This window comes from Fibrella rubiginis (assembly GCF_017353185.1).
Classification (GTDB): Bacteria; Bacteroidota; Bacteroidia; order Cytophagales; family Spirosomataceae; genus Fibrella; species Fibrella rubiginis.
In genome coordinates, this window is sequence record NZ_JAFMYV010000006.1 from 127,713 (window position 1) to 146,021 (window position 18,309).

The 18,309-nt window shown below is 54.2% G+C and carries 13 protein-coding genes; 3 read left to right on the forward strand and 10 right to left on the reverse strand.

Going from position 1 to position 18,309, the window contains the following annotated elements; genetic code table 11:
- The first annotated feature begins 167 nt into the window (after positions 1-167).
- Positions 168-1,241: a PA14 domain-containing protein gene (locus J2I47_RS13095; protein WP_207365044.1), complete on the forward strand. Its 1,074-nt coding sequence runs from the start codon at positions 168-170 to the stop codon at positions 1,239-1,241.
- Positions 1,242-1,286: 45 nt separating this feature from the next.
- Here the strand turns inward: J2I47_RS13095 and J2I47_RS13100 are convergent, their stop codons facing one another.
- The 10 genes from J2I47_RS13100 to J2I47_RS13145 all read right to left on the reverse strand — a co-directional run bounded on the left by J2I47_RS13100 (position 1,287) and on the right by J2I47_RS13145 (position 14,126).
- Entirely contained in the window at positions 1,287-1,757 is a 471-nt protein-coding gene (locus J2I47_RS13100; protein WP_207365045.1) for a VOC family protein, read from the reverse strand.
- 192 nt (positions 1,758-1,949) lie between these two features.
- Positions 1,950-3,455 carry a carboxypeptidase-like regulatory domain-containing protein gene (locus tag J2I47_RS13105; protein ID WP_207365046.1) on the reverse strand — a complete coding sequence of 502 codons (1,506 nt, stop codon included), beginning with the start codon at positions 3,453-3,455 and terminating at the stop codon, positions 1,950-1,952.
- 17 nt (positions 3,456-3,472) lie between these two features.
- Positions 3,473-4,948, reverse strand: coding sequence for a CsgG/HfaB family protein (locus tag J2I47_RS13110; protein WP_207365047.1), 1,476 nt, complete (start codon positions 4,946-4,948; stop codon positions 3,473-3,475).
- A 19-nt stretch (positions 4,949-4,967) separates the two neighbouring features.
- Positions 4,968-5,396, reverse strand: coding sequence for a curli production assembly/transport component CsgF (locus J2I47_RS13115; RefSeq protein ID WP_207365048.1), 429 nt, complete (start codon positions 5,394-5,396; stop codon positions 4,968-4,970).
- Between the two features lie 32 nt (positions 5,397-5,428).
- Entirely contained in the window at positions 5,429-6,004 is a 576-nt protein-coding gene (locus J2I47_RS13120; RefSeq protein WP_207365049.1) for a CsgE family curli-type amyloid fiber assembly protein, read from the reverse strand.
- An 8-nt stretch (positions 6,005-6,012) separates the two neighbouring features.
- Complete coding sequence (locus J2I47_RS13125) at positions 6,013-6,516, reverse strand: hypothetical protein (RefSeq protein WP_207365050.1); 504 nt, start codon at positions 6,514-6,516, stop codon at positions 6,013-6,015.
- 238 nt (positions 6,517-6,754) lie between these two features.
- On the reverse strand, positions 6,755-9,229 hold the full coding sequence (locus tag J2I47_RS13130; protein WP_207365051.1) for a beta strand repeat-containing protein: 2,475 nt from the start codon (positions 9,227-9,229) through the stop codon (positions 6,755-6,757).
- Between the two features lie 88 nt (positions 9,230-9,317).
- Positions 9,318-11,651 (reverse strand): beta strand repeat-containing protein, encoded by a 2,334-nt coding sequence (locus tag J2I47_RS13135; protein WP_207365052.1) that lies wholly within the window; start codon positions 11,649-11,651, stop codon positions 9,318-9,320.
- A 73-nt stretch (positions 11,652-11,724) separates the two neighbouring features.
- Positions 11,725-13,749, reverse strand: a complete 2,025-nt coding sequence (locus J2I47_RS13140; protein WP_207365053.1) for a beta strand repeat-containing protein — start codon at positions 13,747-13,749, stop codon at positions 11,725-11,727.
- 47 nt (positions 13,750-13,796) lie between these two features.
- Positions 13,797-14,126, reverse strand: coding sequence for a hypothetical protein (locus J2I47_RS13145; protein WP_207365054.1), 330 nt, complete (start codon positions 14,124-14,126; stop codon positions 13,797-13,799).
- A 445-nt stretch (positions 14,127-14,571) separates the two neighbouring features.
- On the opposite strand from J2I47_RS13145, the gene J2I47_RS13150 reads away from it, so the two are divergent.
- Both J2I47_RS13150 and J2I47_RS13155 read left to right on the forward strand, forming a co-directional pair.
- Complete coding sequence (locus tag J2I47_RS13150; RefSeq protein WP_207365055.1) at positions 14,572-16,965, forward strand: ABC transporter permease; 2,394 nt, start codon at positions 14,572-14,574, stop codon at positions 16,963-16,965.
- Between the two features lie 74 nt (positions 16,966-17,039).
- The gene (locus J2I47_RS13155) at positions 17,040-18,308 is read left to right on the forward strand and encodes an aminotransferase class V-fold PLP-dependent enzyme (protein WP_207365056.1); all 1,269 of its coding nucleotides are present in this window, start codon (positions 17,040-17,042) and stop codon (positions 18,306-18,308) included.
- The last annotated feature ends 1 nt before the right edge of the window (position 18,309 follow it).

Sequence of the window (18,309 nt, forward strand, 5' to 3'; positions counted from 1 at the left end):
CTGCACCAATTACAGCATAACTGCCTGTAAGCCAGCTTCGACGCGCTAAATTTATGAGCCGTTTAGTAAATACCCCGGTGGTAGTTTGTGGAATATCGACTCAACTGAATCCTCTTGATTAATGACAATACCCGAGCGGACTTTTTTTGACTCAACCACCTACACGTATGTTGCGCTGGTGCCTGTTGCTGGGCGGATTTTTTCTGTCTGTGCCGGTCTGGGGTCAGGCGGCGGGCGGAAACGGTTTGCAGGGCGAATATTACAACGGCCCGGCCTTCAACCGGAAGGTGCTGGTACGAACCGATAAACTGGTTGACTTTTCATGGGACGGCTACACCCTGCCCGCTGCTGGCGTAAATCCTAAATCATTTTCCGTGCGCTGGACGGGCAAGCTCTATGCCCCCGTGAGCGGCCCATACAAATTCACGGCGGTAGTGGACGACGGTATGCGCATCTGGGTAGATGGCAAACTGGCCATGGACGAATGGCGCTACCGGAAGCAGAAAGTTTACGGACAGGCGGTAGCCCTCAAAGCGGGCCAATTCTACGATCTCAAAATCGAGTATTACAACGCCGGTAATGGTGGCTATGCCCAGCTAAACTGGAACCTGGTGAACGAGTCGGGCAAGAAGCCGGCGTTTGAAAACGCACCACAGCAGAAAGTGTCCGCCCAGTTTCTGTACAATGGCCCACTACCTAAATCATCACCTCCGCCTGCACCCAAACCAGTACCGCCACCCACGCCGAAGCCAAAACCAGCACTGCCCGTTTCGCCGATTATTGCCCAAAAAATGCCTCTGCTGGCACCAAAAACAGCAGTAGCCCAGCCAAGACCTAAGTCTGTGGCTACAACGACGCCCGCTCCGCCCCCGGCACAAGGTACCCCTCTACCAGAGGCGGTAGCTACAGACCTGTCTCAAAAGCGTCAGATTTTCTTTGCCCAGAGTGATTACCAACTCATGCCTTCGGCGCTTGAGGTGCTCGACAACGTAGCGCACCTGATGACCCGCGACACTACTCTCCGACTCACCGCCGAAGGCTATACCGACAATGTAGGCGATCCCCGGCTAAACCTGACCCTGTCGGAATACAGGGCCAGGGTCGTCCGCTCCTATTTGTGCCGGAAAGGTGTGGCCGAACGCCGCATAACCGCCGTAGGCCGTGGGAGCATCCCATCAGCAGAACCAGATGAGACCACCCGTTCGCAGAAGCGACACGTATTGCTGTTATTTCAAAAATAAGCTGGTTGATCGAGCCGATAGCCCCTTTTATCAACGTGATCTCAACTAGCCGTTGCGGGCGGCTTCCAGTGTTTGAATATCAATCTTGGTCATCTGCATCATAGCCTCCATTACACGCTTCGACTTGGTTGGATCGTCACCCTGCAAAAGCCGTCCCAGGGCAGACGGAACAATCTGCCACGACACGCCAAATTTGTCTTTGAGCCAGCCGCATTGTCCTTTTTTGCCGCCCTCTGACAATCTCTCCCAAAGTTCATCTACCTCCTGCTGGTTGTCGCAGTCAACAAACAGTGAGATGCCATCGCTAAACGTGAAGCTAGGACCACCGTTCAGCGCAAAGAATTCCTGCCCACGCAATTGAAAAGTGGCCGATAGCACTCTTCCTTCCGACGAACTGCTATTCGCGCCAATACGGTTGATGCGGTTAATTTTTGAATCGGCAAAAATGGACGTGTAGAACGTGGCCGCCTCTTCGGCCTGATCGTTGAACGTGAGAAATGTGGTGATCTTTTGCATGTTGTTTACAGTTGATTGCTACACTGTAAATCTATCACAGACAGCATTGGCGCAAAGGGTGAGTAAAGGACAAAAGCAGGGGGTGAAAGAGACAAGGTTTGTGTCCAGTGTTCAAACGGCCAACGTCCGGGGTATACAGGCCAAAATCAGCTGATTTTAGCCTGTATACCCCGGACGTTAAGCGGCCAGTCCCTACCGCCAGTAGGGCATTTCGCCGTTGGTAATCAGCGTGGTACGGTTGCGGCCGTCCAGGTCCAGCACCACAATGCTCCGCACACCCGTACCCGTGTTGTCGGTATTGGTGAAGATCAGCTTGCTGCCCGTGGGGTCGTAGCGGGGATCAAGATCGTTGGTGCCGGCGGGCTTGGTCGTTACGTTGTTGTTACCCCCCGTCGACGTGGCCGTTACCTCTGTTAAGGCGTTGTTGCTTAAATCCAGGCGGTAAATACGAGCATCGGCCTGCCGACCCTGCTCGTTGCGGAGGTCGCCCTGGTCAATGGTAAATACCAGTTGCTTGCCATCGAGCGAGAACACCGGGTTACCCACGCGGTTGTTTTCGCGTTTGAGTAGCGTCTGCGGGTCGGTACCGTTGACCGGAATCAGGGCCAGTTCGTTGTTGTAATAGCCTGACGTAGTCCGGGCTACAATCCGGTTGGTTTGTCCCGACCAGGTACAACCGGCAAACTGCCGCCCCGGTGCGCTTGCCACCAGCCGTAACCCTGTGCCGTCAGTACGAACAGCATACAGCTTATCGCCGGCAGGATACACCAGTTGTGTACCGTCGGGCGACCAGGTGAACGAGAGGTCCAGCGCCGACAGACCCGACAGCGGCACCGACGTTACACGGCGTTGGTTGCTGCCGTCGGGGTTCATGATGTAGAGGTTCAGTTCTGTATCGACGTTCGAAATGTAGGCGATCAGCTTCCGGTCAGGTGAACCAATGGGGCGCCAGTTGTTGCCGGCGGTGGTCAGTTGTAGTGGAGCGTCGGTGCCGTTGGCGGCTGCAAAAATCTGAAGCTGACCGTTCACCCGGCGGGCAAATACGTAGGGCAGATCAGGAAATGCGGCCGTGCGAAACGAGAACAGCGGACTGTTTACCGTATTGACACCATCGCGGGCGGTGACCTGCCAGACGTAGGTAACGTTGTAATCCAGATTCCTAACCACCACCGAGTCGGCCAGGATATTGGTAAACGACTGGGTGGCCGCCGTACTGCCTTCGCGGAACAGCTGCACATCGTACCGCAACGTATCGCGGCCGGGGTCAGTAGCGGCCCATTTCAAGGTCAGGGTAGTAGGCAAACCGCTGGTTGTCGAGACAGGCTTGACCACCGTAGGAATGGTGGGTGGCCGGTTCTGGCTATTGTCGGTTACGAGCAAAATCGCAATCTGCGACACCGACCCCGTACTGGCATCGACGGTGACGACCTCGGTGCGGTAAGGAGCCAGCGTGGCGGTGATGGAATATTTACCCGCCGTCAGACTGTCGAATTTAAAATTACCGGTAGAGTCTGTTTCGGTAATACGGCTACCGGGGCTGATGCGCACCAATACGCCTTTAACGGGTTTGCGCGTAGCGCTAATCAACACCTGCCCCCGAACGCTGGTGTAGACCAGCGGGTCTACCAGGGTTTCTTCGGTGCAGCTCCATAGCCCTACCAGGAGGGCTACCAGAGCAATCAAACTAAGTTTATACATGAGTGAGGAAGGTCAGGTTAAGGTTTTTTGGGTGTGGCAGGGGGCGGCGTAGCCTGTGGTGCGGGCGGTGCAGGAGCTACTGATATGGGCGTAGCTTTGCCTGGTTTCACGCGCCCAAAACGACCCAGATTAACCGTTAAGCCCAGGGTACCCCGCAGGTAATAGTCGTTGTGCAATCCCGCCACCAGCCCGTCGATATTGTCGGAAAAGGGCAAGTGAGCTTCCAGCATGGTGCGTATGCCAATGTAGCGGTTGGGGTTATACTGCACGCCCGCCCCACCGGTAGCTTCGCCATAACGCTGCCCCCGCAAGCTATAGAACGTACCTGCCGACCGTTGCACCAGCATACCCCCGCCCACCGTAAACAGGGGCGATACAGGTTGGTTAGGCAACGCCCGAAACAGCACGCTGGCCCCCAGGCTGCTAAACGACCGGTTCACGTCGCCGCTGGTGAGTGCGCCCGTGGCGGCATTGACCTGCAGGCCCACTACGGGTGTCAGGTAGGCTTCCAGACTCAAACCGTATCCCACCCGCGTAGCGCGTTGGGTGTAGTCGGTATAGAGTCGGGTACCGTCGATGTACGGTTGCAGGCTAAACCGGGCGGGGGCAGTGGTGCTGATGCGGGAGCCGTAGACATCGGTCTGGCTCATCTCCGTTTTTTCGCGCTCATAGCTATCCAGCAGGGGTTTTGCCTGCGCGGCTGCTTTTTCCGAGACAGACCACAGCCCATCCTGAATACCTTCAACCACCAGGGCATATACGGCTTTTTCAATAGCCTCTGTCACCGCCATCTGACCGGGTTCAGTCGTGGTAAAACCCGTTTCAGCTTCCAGCAAGCGCTTGAAGCTTACAAACCGGAATACGCTGGCATCCACCGACTGCGACAGGATGGTTTTAGACGTGTAGATCGTCTTCAGAATTTTACCCGACCGGGTAGCTACGGCCCGCAGGTAAACCGTGACGCGGTCCTGCCGGTACTGGGTTGACCCGCCCGACGAGAAATACCGCAGCCCGGCACCACCCGTGATGATGTTGGCATCGTAGGAAACAATACCGCCTTCCAGAATAATGCCCGCAAACAGCAATGGGGGCAGGTTTTCGCCTTCCTTATACTGCGCTACGCTGGAACGCACGATTTTGCGCTCGTTGAGCAGGTTGGCTACGTTTTCGCGCTCAATGGGCGTAAACCAGTTGCTCTCTTCCAGGGCTTTAAGCAAAATGTTGGTGGTGCCCTGCGAAATAGCCGTCGAAAAACTGGTGCCATTCTCCGACTGTTTGTACTGACCGGTCTGGTCGCGGAATTTATAAACGGCAGCCACGATCTTATCGCGGGCGGGCGGCAAACTGCGTAGGTTGGTCGTTACGGCGGTTTCTTCACCCAGCCGGGCCGAGCGAGGGCCGGTGGGCTGGTGGAAATAGGCGGCGCAGCCCGACAGGAGCAGCGGCAGCCCAATGGCCCCCCATCGGGCCATGACTTGATACAAACGGTTCATAAATTGGTGGTAAAGCGACTCAGTAATAAGGAACGGTTACGGTAGTTTCGCCACCCTTGCCATCCACGATACGGATCAGCACTCCATCGGCAGCGTTGGTAATATTGACCTGGAAATCGCCGAACTGGTAGGTTCCTTCTTTAAGGGTGGTTTCACCGAATTGCTTGTTGAGCAGGTTGGAGGTAATGCGGCTGAGCAACTGGCGTTGCAAACTCGATGAGAAATCGTCTAATGACGATGTGGTACGGCTGCCAAGGCCATTGGTACTAGTGCGTTGAGACGGGTCCTTACTTTTGTCCTGCGCCTGCGCCGAAGACAGCATCCACTGGTAGTTGAAGGTGTTGCCGCCAAAAGCCGGGTTATTGGGGCGGTAGACCAGTGCCTGCCCCCGCGCCGAGAGGGCCGCCATACCAATCAGCCCAAACGTGAAGAGTAGTATTCGTTTCATAATCAATTGGTTAAGAGAGAAAGCGTAATCAGTTAATATACCCCCGACCCGCGTTGGTCGTCGCTGTCGAGCTGGCGTTGTGTTTCGGCGTAATTGTCTACGTACTCCCGCACTACCTGGGCAGCATATACAGCCAGTTCTTCGATGGTGTCGATGCGATTCTGCACAATCTGCTGAAACAGCAATTCGTCATTAACGGTGATCGAGATAATACTGCCGATACCCGAATTAGCGGGTAGTTCGTCGACGGCAATCAGAAACAGATTCAGTTCAAATTCCAGTGGTTTCTGCAACTGCACCTGCGCGGTATCGCCCGGTGTGGCACCCGTAGCCCCCGGTGCCAGCGCGCCCGAAACCAAGGGTTGCCCCAGGGGTGAGCCGTCGCTGGTCGGTGCCAGGTCCTGATAAGCACGGTAGAAGGCATCGTAGAAATCGCGGCCGGTTTTAGAACGGGTATTGTCCAGCAGCAGGCTTTCGGTGCTCTGTTCGGTCATGGCTTCTTCGCGCAGCATACCATCCAGTTCACCAAGGCCCGGCACGTCGGGGTCCTGCGCAAAGGCAGGAGCCACCAAGGCCAGCAAACAGATGAGCAAACCTATAACCCTCATACCGTGGTCTAGTAAGTACTGGTGATGATGGCACGCGCCCCACCCGACTGCTCAATTTTGATGGGCAGCGCCAAACCACCAAATGGCATACCTGTACTGATCAGGCTGTTGTTGTTGCCCGTCTGACGCACCTGTAGCTGGGCATCATTGCCGCGCACGGCGTTCAGTTGCAGTTCGTTGCCACTGCCCAGTTGTTCCAGCAGGTAGTTATTCTGCGACCCGTTGGCCGATAGGCTGAGCCGATTGCCGTCGCCCTGCTGGGTCAGCCCAACCCGATTGCCCAGCTGAACACCCGTATTGACATAGTTGACCTGGTTGTTGTTGCCCTGCTGCAATAAGATGACCTGATCGGTGCTTGTGGGTACCAACGGGCTGTTTGTCAGTGCGGCTTGCTGACCAGTAGTGACGGTGGTTAACGTCCCGGTCCAAAACGCCTCGGACTGGGCGTTGGTTTGCGCCGTGGCGCAGTGAGCCAGCCCGAGAAAGAGAAGAGGAAAGGATAGTTTTTTCATTTGATAAATCTACCGAAATGATGACACAAACGGCAAACCGACACCCTTTTATAAGCCAATTAGTTACCGGTCGGTAGTTTACAGATGAGGCCATTATGCGCCTCAAGGCCTCGATATGGGCCTCATTACCGATTAGTAAAGAGCTGCGTAGACGCCTATTTTTAATCTGTCTTCTATCAATGAAAAACCCGGCCAGTTGATCTGGCCGGGTTTTGGTACATAACGAGGTTTCAATAACCTAGTTGCTCTGCGTAATCACCGAGGTGTTGAAGTTACCAACCTGGTTCACGCTCGCGGTTTGACCTGGCCCTGCGGGGTCACTGGTCTGGGTGATAGTCATCACGTTGCTGTTGCCATACTGGCCGGCATACGCACCGAAGGGTGATACACCGGTTATGCCCCTGATGAGGTTGCTCTTACCAGTCTGCGTGAACGTATTTACGTTATCGCTACCCAGCCCATCAAACCGCGTGATGTTCAAATCGCCCCGTTGCGTCACAGTTGTGGTGTTGCGGTCAGAAGACGCAGGCGGGGTACCATCGCCATGGTAAACTTCAGCGCGGTTATTGCTGCCGGTGGTCAACTGGTCAATCAGCACGTTGTCGCCTGTACCCCGATATTCATAGATATAGGCCGTATTGGTAGCACCGCTCTGTTTGATTTCACCCACTGAGTTGAATGTGCTGGTGCGCTGATAGATCTGAGCAAAACCACTCGTACCACTTTGCGTTACGGTGGCCGTGTTACCGCTTGCTATACTGTTCTGGAGAATACGGCCAGTGTTGGTAGCCCCCGACTGGGTCATGGTAGCAATGTTATTGGACGCAGTAAAACTTTGCTCAATGTAGCCACTACCACTTGTACCAGTTTGCGTCATGGTAGCCGTATTACCATTGGCATTACCAGCCTGAAATACGTTGGCGATGTTGGTCAATCCCGATTGTGTCACCGTTGCTATGCCAAACGTAGCCCCGTTGGCCTGGTAAATGTTGGCTAGCTGGCTCGTACCCGACTGGTTGAGGGTGGCCTGGTTATCGGCACTACCCGTACCGGGTGCATTAAAGAAAACGCCATCCTGGTAGATGTTACCATTCTGCCCGCTGCCTACCTGTGTAATGGTAGCCTGGTTACGGCTGCTCAGGTTACTCTGCTCAATGAGAGCATTGTGAGGGGTAGCCGTACCGCTTTGCGTAATCAGGGCCGTGTTGTGGTCGCTGGTACCGGTGCCCGCGCCGCCCGCTTCCTGGTTAATACCTGCGCTGTGGCCCGCTCCGGTCTGGTCTGTCGTGGCCGTGTTGTAGCTGCTATTGGTGTTGAAGGTGGTGTTGCCGTTCTGGTTGATAAGGCTGGCCAGGTTGGTACCATCCTGTTTGGCGGTGGCCGTCTGGTTGTTGCTACCGTCGTTTTGGTTGATGCGCGCGTCGTTACCGTTGCCCACTGTGGCTCCTTTCTGCGTAACGCTGGCTGTGTTGCTTAGGGATTTGTTACTCTGGGTGATCACCGCCGTATTGTCAACCGTGGTCTGCGTAATGGTAGCCGTGTTGCCTGATGAGTTGCCCAGCGAACCGGCGCTTTCATAGATTTTGGCACTGTGACCGCTACCTGTCTGATCAGTGGTGGCAACGTTACCATTGCTTCTGTTAGTGCTGCCGGATCCTTCGTTTTGAAGAATCTGAGCCGTATTGGCCTCACCGTTCTGTTTCGTGGTAGCCTGGTTGAACTCGCTCAGGCCAGCCGCACCGCCATTTTGTTTGATAGTAGCGATGTTGCCGTTTCCCGCCGTAGAGTTTTTCTGGTCAACCGTTGCAGTGTTATTGTTGCTACGGCCATTCTGCTCTACTGTGGCGTTATTGCTGAAGTCGGTCTGCGTAGTGGTCGATACGTTATCGTGCGAATCGCCATTGGCTGTGGCGTTCTGCTGGGTGCTCGACGTCTGATTCATCCCCGACTGGTCGACGGTGTTGCGGTTGCCATAGCTGTTTTTACCACTGGCGGCGTTCTGTTCGCTGGTAGCCACATGGCCCATACCAATCTGCTGCACGCGCGCCGTGTTGTCGGCACTCTGACCCACCGACGTGTTATCACCATTCTGGCTTACCGTGGCGGTGTTGCTGCCGGGCGTACTGAGGGCCGACGGGCCTGTGTAGCCCTGAAAAATGGTGGCCTGGTTGCGTACCGAGTTATTGCTCTGGTCGACGGTTCCATTGTTGGTGCTGCCGTTTTGCCAGACCTCCGAGCTGTTGCGGAAACTGCTGTTGTTCTGGTTGATCACCCCCGTGTTGGTATTGCCTGTCTGGGCAACACCCGCCCGGTTGCCGTCGCCCACGGGGCCGCCTGAGTTAGCTGGTGGTGGCGGAGTAGCCATACCGCTCATGCCCAGTGCGCCACCATTTTGGTTGATGGTACCCACGTTACCGCCACCTCCCCCCTGGCTAATGCCCGCCCGGTTGCCTTGCGATCCGTTACCACTTGCCCCGTTCTGGTTGGCCGTGGCGGTGTTACTGACTGTGCCCGTCTGGAAGGTGCCTGCCCAGTTGCCGGTGTTGGTGCCTGTGCCCTGGTTCTGACTGATGGTCGAGACCTGGTTGGCCCCAGTCTGCTGCTGCACACCCGTCTGATAAGAACCGTTCTGGTTGAGGGTGGCCGTGTTTTGGGCGAACGAAGCGGCCGCAAAAGCCAGCAGCAGTCCCCCGGTGAGGATAACTTTTTTCATTTCGGGTTTAGAAGTTTGTTTAAGTCGTTCATTGAAGCAATATCATCCGTTGATTAACAACCGCCTGTATTTGTTACTAAGCGGTAAGTCAGTTACTTTGAGTAATAACCGACCCGTTGCCATTGCCAGCCTGGTATACGTTGGCGGTGTTACCCGGCCCGGCGGCAGCACTGGTTTGTGTAATGGTCAGTGTGTTACTATCGCCATACTGCCCGGCATAGGAGGCAAACGGCGACACACCGCTAATGCCCCGAACAACATTCCCTCTGCCAGTCTGCGACGTGGCGGCGGTGTTGTTATCGCCAACGATATCAAACTGGGCCGTATTCTGCCTGCCGCGTTGCGTAACTGTCGTCGTGTTGTTGTCTGAGGCGTCGGGCGCACCAGCGTCATCGCCCTGGTAAATAACAGCCAGATTATTTACGCCGGTAGTTAACTGATCAATGCGGGCATTATTGCCTGTGCCCTGGTATTGATAGATCCTGCCACTATTGAGGTTGCCCGTCTGTTGAATCTTCGCATACGCCTCATCTGAACCAAATGCCTGCTCAACATAAGCGTATCCGTTTGTGCCACTTTGCTCGATAAGCGCTTCGTTGGCCGACGCAAGCACGGCCTGGTATACCTCTGTCGCGTTAGTAGCCCCCGACTGCGTAACCGTTACTTTGTTACCAATGGCATTGTCAGCCTGATAAACGGTAGCTGTTTGCCGAGTGCCCGACTGATCAACAATAGCGACGTTCAATACGCTCCCGACTGCATAGCCAAACGCAACACCCAACTGACCAACGTAGGCATCATGACCACTACCGACTTGTTTAACACTGGCTACGTTGAACCCGCTGGCATTATCCTGTTCAATAGTAGCGTTGTGCTGAAGTGCATTGCCAGCCTGCTCAATGACCGCCGTATTTAGCAGACTTACTCCGTTGGTTCCTGCCGACTGCGAAATGTTGGCTTCGTGGTTTTTGCCCGTTTGCCTCGTCTCGGCGGTATTGACTGCACTGGCAGTGTTGTCTGTGTTATCGCCGTTCTGGTTGACGTTGCTGGTCAGGTTCTCTCCATTTTGACGCACCGTAGCCGTTTGCCCCTCACTAATATCGTTTTGGTTAACGGTAGCATTATTACCGTAGTTTGTGGTAGAACCGCGCTGCGTTACGTCGGCCAGGTTACCTCTCGACCTGTTGCTCTGGGTAATCACCGCCGTATTGTCAACAGCCCGTTGGGTAATAGACGCCTCATTGTTGGCCGAATTACCGTCCATACCTGGCTGCTGGTAGATTTTAGCCGTATGGCTGTTACCCCGCTGGTCAATGGTGGCAATGTTGCTTCGGCTGACGTTGGCGTAGCCCCCCCCCGTTCCATCGCTCTGATTAATAAGCGCCGTATTTAACTCGCCATCCTGATCAACAGCAGCGCGGTTGAACCGGCTCTCGCCATCAACGCCGCCATTCTGTTTTACCGTGGCCGTGTTACCGTTGCTGGCGGTAGAGCCTTTTTGGTCTATTCTGGCCCTGTTGTCATGGCTACGTCCGTTTTGTTCCACTGTAGCTGTGTTATTATAATCAGCCTGGGTGATACGAACCGTGTTGTCGTACGAATCGCCGTTGGCCGTACCGTTTTGCTGGGTACTCGCTGTCTGACCTACCCCCGACTGATCAACGGTGTTGCGGTTATTGTAACTGTCGCCCCCGGCCGCATTCTGCTGGCTGGTAGCTGTGTGGCCCGTGCCAAGTTGCTGCACCCGCGCATTGTTGAAACTACTGACGCCGTTGACTGTCCCGTCGCCGTTCTGTTCTACGGTGGCTTTGTTGTTGCTGCTGGCGGTTCCTTTTACGGTTGGAGCCGTGTAACCCTGGAATATCTCGGCCGAGTTATCCGTTGAATTATTGCTCTGGCTCAGTGTGGTATTGCTGTTGTTATTGCCGTACTGCCAGATTTCGCCTCCGTTTCTGAAACTACCGTTGTTCTGGTTGATGATCACGCCGGTGTTCGCGTTGCCATCCTGAGCAATACCCGCATAGTTACCACCCGCTGCCGCAGCAGGACCAGAGGCTGGAGGCGGGGCCGTATACAACCCACTGTTCCCCAAAGGCCCACCATTCTGATTAATGGCGGCGGTGTTGTTTGCTCCTTTCTGGTCAATGGCACCCCGGTTGCCCTGCGATCCGTTACCACTGGCCCCGTTCTGATTGACGGTAGCTGTATTCACCACCGTCCCCGTTTGGAACGTACCTGCCCAGTTACCGCTATTGGTACCACTGCCCTGGTTCTGATTGATTGTGGAGGATTGGTTGGCCCCAGTCTGCTGCTGCACACCCGTCTGGTAAGAACCGTTCTGGTTGAGGATGGCCGTGTTTTGGGCGAACGAAGCAGCCGCAAAAGCCAGCAGCAGTCCCCCGGTAAGGATAACTTTTTTCATGATAACTGAGTGGATGGATTATAGGTAATTGTCTGTTTGTTAGACACTTACAACAAAGAATATCAAAAAAGAGCTAGTTACTCTGCACAATGTTTGCCGAATTACCTATACCCACCTGCTGTACATTGGCAACGTGACCCGGCCCGCCAATGGCGCTCGTCTGGCTTATGGTCAGCGTATTGTTATTGCCAAACTGCTTAGCAGTCTGATCGTTGCCATACACGCCACCTGCAACACCCTGTACAATGTTGGCGTCGCCGGTCTGACTAACGGTAAGGGTATTGGTATTACCCGCCTGCCACGTTCTTGCGTTATTACCACTGCCGCGCTGGGTAATTGTGGCCGTGTTATCTTTAGAAGGTGAAGAGGTAAAGACACCACTCAAATCACCCTGCACCAAACTGGCAATATTGTCGCTACCTGTGGTTAACTGGTCAATGGTAGCCTGGTTGCCAACGCTGTTACCATCCAAGTCACCACCTTTATGTTGTATAGTAACCGCCCGGTTATTGGTGCCGCTTTGCTTAACCTCAGCTTTGGCATAGGCCTGACTGTGAGCCTGATCAACGAAGGCAAACCCGTTAGTACCGCTCTGGGTCACAATCTCTGTACCGTAGGTTGCATCGTCGGCCTGATTTAAGATACTTTGGTTGCCACTTCCCGACTGCGTCACGGTAGCCTTATTAAACTGACTAAAGTTCTGCTCAAGCACAACAGCCATGTTACTGCTACCCGACTGTGTAATTGAGGCGATATTATTGACGCTACTACCCATTACTCCGCCTTTCTGATACACATCTGCTCTTTGCATAGCGCCGCTCTGGTCTATGCTGGCTTTATTACCCGAACTGTAGTCCGACTGTTTTACCGTAGCGTTGTGGCCACCCGTAGTGCCAACTTGTATGATGGTGGCTTCGTTGTTATAGCTGTCGCCCAAGCTACCTGCATTCTGCTCGGTCAGAGCCAGGTGGTTATTACCCGTCTGAGTGGTCGTTCCAATGTTTAGGTACGATTTTTTACCGTTGCCCGCAATCTGCTGAATCGTAGCCACGTTCGACGAGCCGGTCTGGGTCATGGTAGCGGTATTGTCATGGCTTTCTTCGGCCATTGTACTGCCCCCGTTCTGCTGCACAATGGCGGTATTGCCACTGCCGATTATTGAACCACTCTGATTTACCGTTGCCTTATTGTGGTTACTGTTATTGTTCTGTTGCACAGTAGCCGTGTTACCCGCATCCATCTGGTCTACGGTGGCCTCGTTATAATTGGAACTGCCGGCAACGCCGCCATTTTGCTCGGTGGTAGCTACCTGTGCCTGCCCGGCCTGCATAATTTTTGTCCTGTTGTATTCGCTTGAACTACCCGCGCTGGCATTTTGCTGCGTGGTGGCTACCTCGCCAATACCGGTCTGCTTCACTTCACTATCATTATTATGGCTACTGTAGGTAGCATTGGCCCCGTTTTGTTCTACCGTGGCCCTACTGCCTGTGCTGGTGGTTGCCCCCGCTGTGCCGGGTGCGGTGAAACCCTGCAAAACCTCCGCTTTATTGGCGAATGAGTTGTTGCTCTGGCTGATAGTCGTGTTGAGGTTAGCGTTGCCGTTCTGCCAGATTTCGCCGATGTTGTCTTTGCTGAGGTTGCTCTGGTTCAGCAACACTCCGCTGTTGTTATTCCCCTGCTGAAAAATAGTACCGAAGTTGCCACTGCCCGACGCAGCGTTCATGCTGGCTGGATAAGGACCAGCTACCGACCCGCTCATGCCCAGCGCGCCGCCGTTCTGCGTGATGGTGCCTGCGTTGCCAATGCCCCCTCCCTGCGTGAGTTTCGCCCGGTTGCCCTGCGACCCGTTGCTGCTGGCCCCGTTCTGGTTTACCGTGGCCGTGTTGGCAGCATTACCGGTCTGGTAGGTACCCGCCCAGTTTCCAATGTTGATGCCTGACCCCTGGTTCTGGTTGATGGTCGAGTTTTGCAGGCTACCTGTCTGGTTCTGGATGCCTGTCTGGTAACTGCCGCTCTGGTTAAGAGTAGCCGTGTTTTGAGCGAACGAAGCGGCAACAAAGGCCAGCAAGGCTGCTCCGGTAAGGATAAGCTTTTTCATGAATCAGGAAAGATGGGTTGGGTATATCAGGGAAAGCAATAAACAGGTCAGTCGGGCTTACGCTTGTCCGGTTCTGACTTAGGCCGGGGGCGGGGTGGCTCCGTTGTACCCGACTGTTCGATGTGCACCGACGAACTGCCATCGTGCCGCACCACCGTGGTGTTGCCGCCGTTGGTTGACGTAACTACGGTGGTTTTGCCGTCGCTGCTGGTTTGCGTCACCGTGGCCGAATTACCCGTTCCCGACTGACGGATCACGACTGTTGACCGGGCGGGCGGCTGCGTAGAATCCGGGACACTTGCTGACTGAGCCAGCAAGGTGCCTGTGCTAAATAGCATAGCCCCAAATGTGGCGGCGAGGATGGGCTGTGTGTGCATAAGAGAAAGTGATGACGTAATGATGCAGGTTTTGCCAGCAATGGCCTTTCACTAACAACTGCCTAAATGTACGCGATCCCCTAAGCGGGAACCAACCGTTTAGACAGGCCCATTTATTAAGCGTCATTCTCCATAATACCCATAGGAAATAGTACAATTCCCAGAATAACCATCCATTAAACGCAGGCAGGCTAATGATTATATGGAAAAGGTAAGATTCTCAGCTACCACCGGCGCTTCTTACACTCACTGTTAATATACTGTGCGGTATGTGTCCGACTATCAATCATATATAACAACAGACGAACATTTACCGGCGGACAGTGAGCGTCCAATTTCGGACAGAGCAGTGGCCAAAAAAGCCTTTTCTAAGCCAGAAACAACGATATATTCTGTTGGCACGGCTGTTGACCACCGTTTCTCCGAACCCGGTTTTCTCGACTTTATGCTACGCTCCTACCTTACCCTCGCCTTGCGTCAGCTTTTGCGTAATGGCCTCTACTCAACTCTTAATATTGGTGGGTTGGCTATAGGGCTGGCCGTCAGCACATACATAGGCCTGTATGTCTGGCACGAATTTCACTATGACCAGTTCCACCCTTTCGCCCAACGTACTTACCGAGTACTCTCTGTGTCAAAATTTGACGGGCAGGAAGTATCGTGGCCTCATTTGCATGAATCATTTGGCAGGGAAGCAAAGCGTCAGTTGCCGGAGGTAGAGCAATTCGTACGGTTAAGTCAGGGAGATATGCCCGTTTGGGTGCAAACGGATACCGATCATCGTCAGAAGGTAAATAATATTGGCTTTGCCGACCCCTCGTTTCTGACTGTAATGGGGTTCCCACTAGCTCTTGGCGACGCCCATACGGCTCTGACTAGACCAGGCCAAATTGTACTCACGAAGCCCCTGGCTGAGAAATTATTTGGCAGTCAGAATCCGTTGGGCAAGGTCATCACCTATGACAAAAAGTTTTCTCTAACGGTCAGCGGCGTGTTTAATACCCTGCCCAGCAACACATTGTTGCACATTAACGCGCTTGTCTCAATAACGTCACTTCCCGCATTGGGGTCGCGGAACAGAGATAACTGGGAGCGTTCGGGTTTCTTAGAAACGTACTTAGTGTTGCGGCCTGGTGCTGACGTGAAAAAGATTGCATCAACGCTCAAACAGGTCAACAGCGGTCTGAAAGTCAACCTGGGTAAAGCTAATTTTCTGCTTGAGTCGCTGCCCTCGCTGCATCTCTATGGTAAAACGGCGGGCGAGAAAACGCGACAGAACCTGTACATTTTTTTGGGTATTGCCCTCTTAATCCTGGTCTTGGCGATTACTAATTACGTGAGCCTAACCACTGCTCGCGCCGCGCAACGTACCCGTGAGGTGGGGGTTCGGAAGGCCATTGGCGGACAGCGACGCGAGTTAATAAAGCAGTTTTATACCGAGTCACTGTTGGTAACGACGCTGGCATTTATGCTAGGGCTGGGGTTGTTGGCAATGGTGTTTCCTTGGGTAAATCAACAGTTGGGTATCTATATGGGTGGACACATTGCGGGCGAACGTGGGTACGTTATGCTGATAGTAGTCCTTTGGTTGACCTGCTCATTACTGGCGGGTAGTTATCCCGCCTTACTGCTGTCAGGGTTTCGCCCGCAGGACACTCTCAAAAGCACAGCTACGGCGGGGCGGCGGGGCGTTGGGATGCGTCGGGTGCTGACTACAGGGCAGTTTGTGGCGTCGGTAGGGTTGCTTATATGCAGCCTGATTTTTTACGCACAGATGCGCTTCATGCGCACTAAAAATATCGGCCTCGACCGGTCGCAGGTAGTTGCCGTGACGGTAGATCCGGAGATGGTCTCACAGTACACCAGTTTCCGGGATGCTGTGCGTCAATGGGCCGGGGCGGGGCGAGTGGCGGCCACCAATACGCGTTTATTTACCCCATTCATTATGACTTACTTTGTAACCGGTAGCCGCGTTAAAAAACAAGTCATGCTGAATGCCTTAACCGTAGACAAGTCATTTTTCAGCACTCTTGGCATCAATTGGCTATTGCCACCAGTAGGTTGGAAAGAAAAGCCTATCACCAAAGAATTACACGTCTTCAACCAATGGGCAGTTAAAGAGGCTGGCGAAACCGTGAAAGTAGTGCCTCATCCCGACCCCTTTGGGTTTGCTAAAGATGGTATAGAGGGGATCACGGCTGATTTTAACCTGTTTGGTCTGCAACAACAACAGTCGCCGGTGATGTTGAATGTGGTGAGCGATACCAGCCGGGCCGTGGTGGCTGATGGGGGCTATCTGCTGGTAAAACTCAGTCCCGGCCAGGACGTACCGGTGGCATTGGGGCAGCTTAAACTCCTTTACGAACAAGCCTCTCAGTCCGGTGCGTCTCCCGCCCCGTTCGACTATTATTTCCTGGACGACGCCTATAACAAACTCTACGAAAAAGAGCAGCAACTCGCCACGCTCGTCAACGGATTCACCGTGCTAACGCTGCTGGTGGCTTGTTTAGGCTTATTGGGTCTAATGACATTTACGGTGGAAGCGCGCACAAAAGAGATTGGTATTCGGAAGGTGCTGGGTGCCAGCGTGGCCGGAATCGTGAGCTTACTCAGCCGCGAACTGATACTACTGGTCGTTTTGTCAGTACTGATTGCAAGCCCATTAGCCTACTGGGCAATGACGAAGTGGTTAGCTAATTTCGCCTACAAAATCACTATTCCGTGGTGGGCTTTCGCCGGGGCCGGGGCGGGTGCGCTATTAATCGCGCTGCTAACGGTCAGTGTGCAAAGTATCCGCGCGGCCGTAGGCAACCCGGTGAAGGCATTGCGCAGTGAGTAGTGATTGCCAAACGTAAACAGGTTGGTTGATTATGAAGGCCTCAGTGGCTTTATTCGTCAAACCGTCATCTGCTTATGGCCGCTCTTTCCAAACGACAATTTCTAAAAACGCTCGTTGGCACTACGGCACTGTCCGCGGTGGGCAACCTGGATGAAGCGCTGGCACGGGTGACGCATGTGCTGCCCAACGACCTGGCGAAACAGGAAGACTTCTGGGCCAGTATCCGGGCGGTTTACCCGGTCACGAAGACCTTTATTCAACTCGAAAATGGCTACTATTCGCTGGCGGCGCAACCCGTGCTCGATGCCTACGTGCAACACATTCGGGACGTAAACGCGGTGTCGTCTTACTACATGCGGACGCGGCAGTTCGACGATAAGCGGTTGGCGCAAACGCAGCTGGCCGGGCTACTGGGTTGTTCGCCCAATGACCTGATTATTACCCGCAATACTACCGAATCACTGGATACCGTCATCGGTGGTTTTCCCTGGAAAGCGGGCGACGAAGCCGTGATGGCGCAGCAGGACTACGGAGCCATGCTTGATATGTTCCGGCTACAAGCACGGCGGCAGGGGATCGTAAATCGGGTTATCTCCCTACCCAACCACCCGCAGTCCGATGCCGAGATTGTGGGCCTTTACGAAAACGCCATTACACCCAAAACGCGGCTGCTGATGGTATGCCAATTGGTGAACATTACGGGTCAGATTTTACCAGTTCGTTCTATTGTGGAGATGGCCCACCGGCATGGTGTGGCGGTTTTGGTCGACGGGGCGCATGCCTTTGGGCAGCTGGATTTCACGCTGGCTGACCTCGGCGGTTGCGACTACTACGCCAGCAGCCTGCATAAATGGCTGGGCACACCCCTGGGCGCGGGCATCCTGTACGTACGGCCCGAAAAGGTGGCGGAGTTATGGCCTTTATTTGCCGATAGCAGCCTGGCTGACAGTGATATACGGAAACTGAACCATACCGGCACACACCCCGTAGCTACTGACCTGGCCATTCAGGACGCTATCAAGTTCCACGAGCGTATTGGCATTGCCCGCAAAGAAGCACGCCTCCGTTACCTGCAACGCTACTGGACCGATCAGGTCCGAAACCACCCCAAAATCACCCTCAACACCCCCGCCGACGCGGCCCGGTCCTGTGCCATCACCAATGTGGGCATCGTGGGGAAAACGCCCGCCGAACTAGCCAAAATTCTGTTCGATAAATACAGCGTATTCACCGTCGCCATCGACTCAGCCAACGTACACGGCATCCGCGTTACGCCTCACGTTTACACAACTACCGCCGAACTGGACATTTTCGTGCGTGCGCTTAAGGAGATTGCGGCGTAAG

Bases quoted from the DNA above. Each gene is read 5' to 3' on its own strand.
- J2I47_RS13095 (WP_207365044.1), top strand. From the start codon at position 168: ATGTTGCGCTGGTGCCTGTTGCTGGGCGGATTTTTTCTGTCTGTGCCG.
- J2I47_RS13100 (WP_207365045.1), bottom strand. From the start codon at position 1,757: ATGCAAAAGATCACCACATTTCTCACGTTCAACGATCAGGCCGAAGAG.
- J2I47_RS13105 (WP_207365046.1), bottom strand. From the start codon at position 3,455: ATGTATAAACTTAGTTTGATTGCTCTGGTAGCCCTCCTGGTAGGGCTA.
- J2I47_RS13110 (WP_207365047.1), bottom strand. From the start codon at position 4,948: ATGAACCGTTTGTATCAAGTCATGGCCCGATGGGGGGCCATTGGGCTG.
- J2I47_RS13115 (WP_207365048.1), bottom strand. From the start codon at position 5,396: ATGAAACGAATACTACTCTTCACGTTTGGGCTGATTGGTATGGCGGCC.
- J2I47_RS13120 (WP_207365049.1), bottom strand. From the start codon at position 6,004: ATGAGGGTTATAGGTTTGCTCATCTGTTTGCTGGCCTTGGTGGCTCCT.
- J2I47_RS13125 (WP_207365050.1), bottom strand. From the start codon at position 6,516: ATGAAAAAACTATCCTTTCCTCTTCTCTTTCTCGGGCTGGCTCACTGC.
- J2I47_RS13130 (WP_207365051.1), bottom strand. From the start codon at position 9,229: ATGAAAAAAGTTATCCTCACCGGGGGACTGCTGCTGGCTTTTGCGGCC.
- J2I47_RS13135 (WP_207365052.1), bottom strand. From the start codon at position 11,651: ATGAAAAAAGTTATCCTTACCGGGGGACTGCTGCTGGCTTTTGCGGCT.
- J2I47_RS13140 (WP_207365053.1), bottom strand. From the start codon at position 13,749: ATGAAAAAGCTTATCCTTACCGGAGCAGCCTTGCTGGCCTTTGTTGCC.
- J2I47_RS13145 (WP_207365054.1), bottom strand. From the start codon at position 14,126: ATGCACACACAGCCCATCCTCGCCGCCACATTTGGGGCTATGCTATTT.
- J2I47_RS13150 (WP_207365055.1), top strand. From the start codon at position 14,572: ATGCTACGCTCCTACCTTACCCTCGCCTTGCGTCAGCTTTTGCGTAAT.
- J2I47_RS13155 (WP_207365056.1), top strand. From the start codon at position 17,040: ATGGCCGCTCTTTCCAAACGACAATTTCTAAAAACGCTCGTTGGCACT.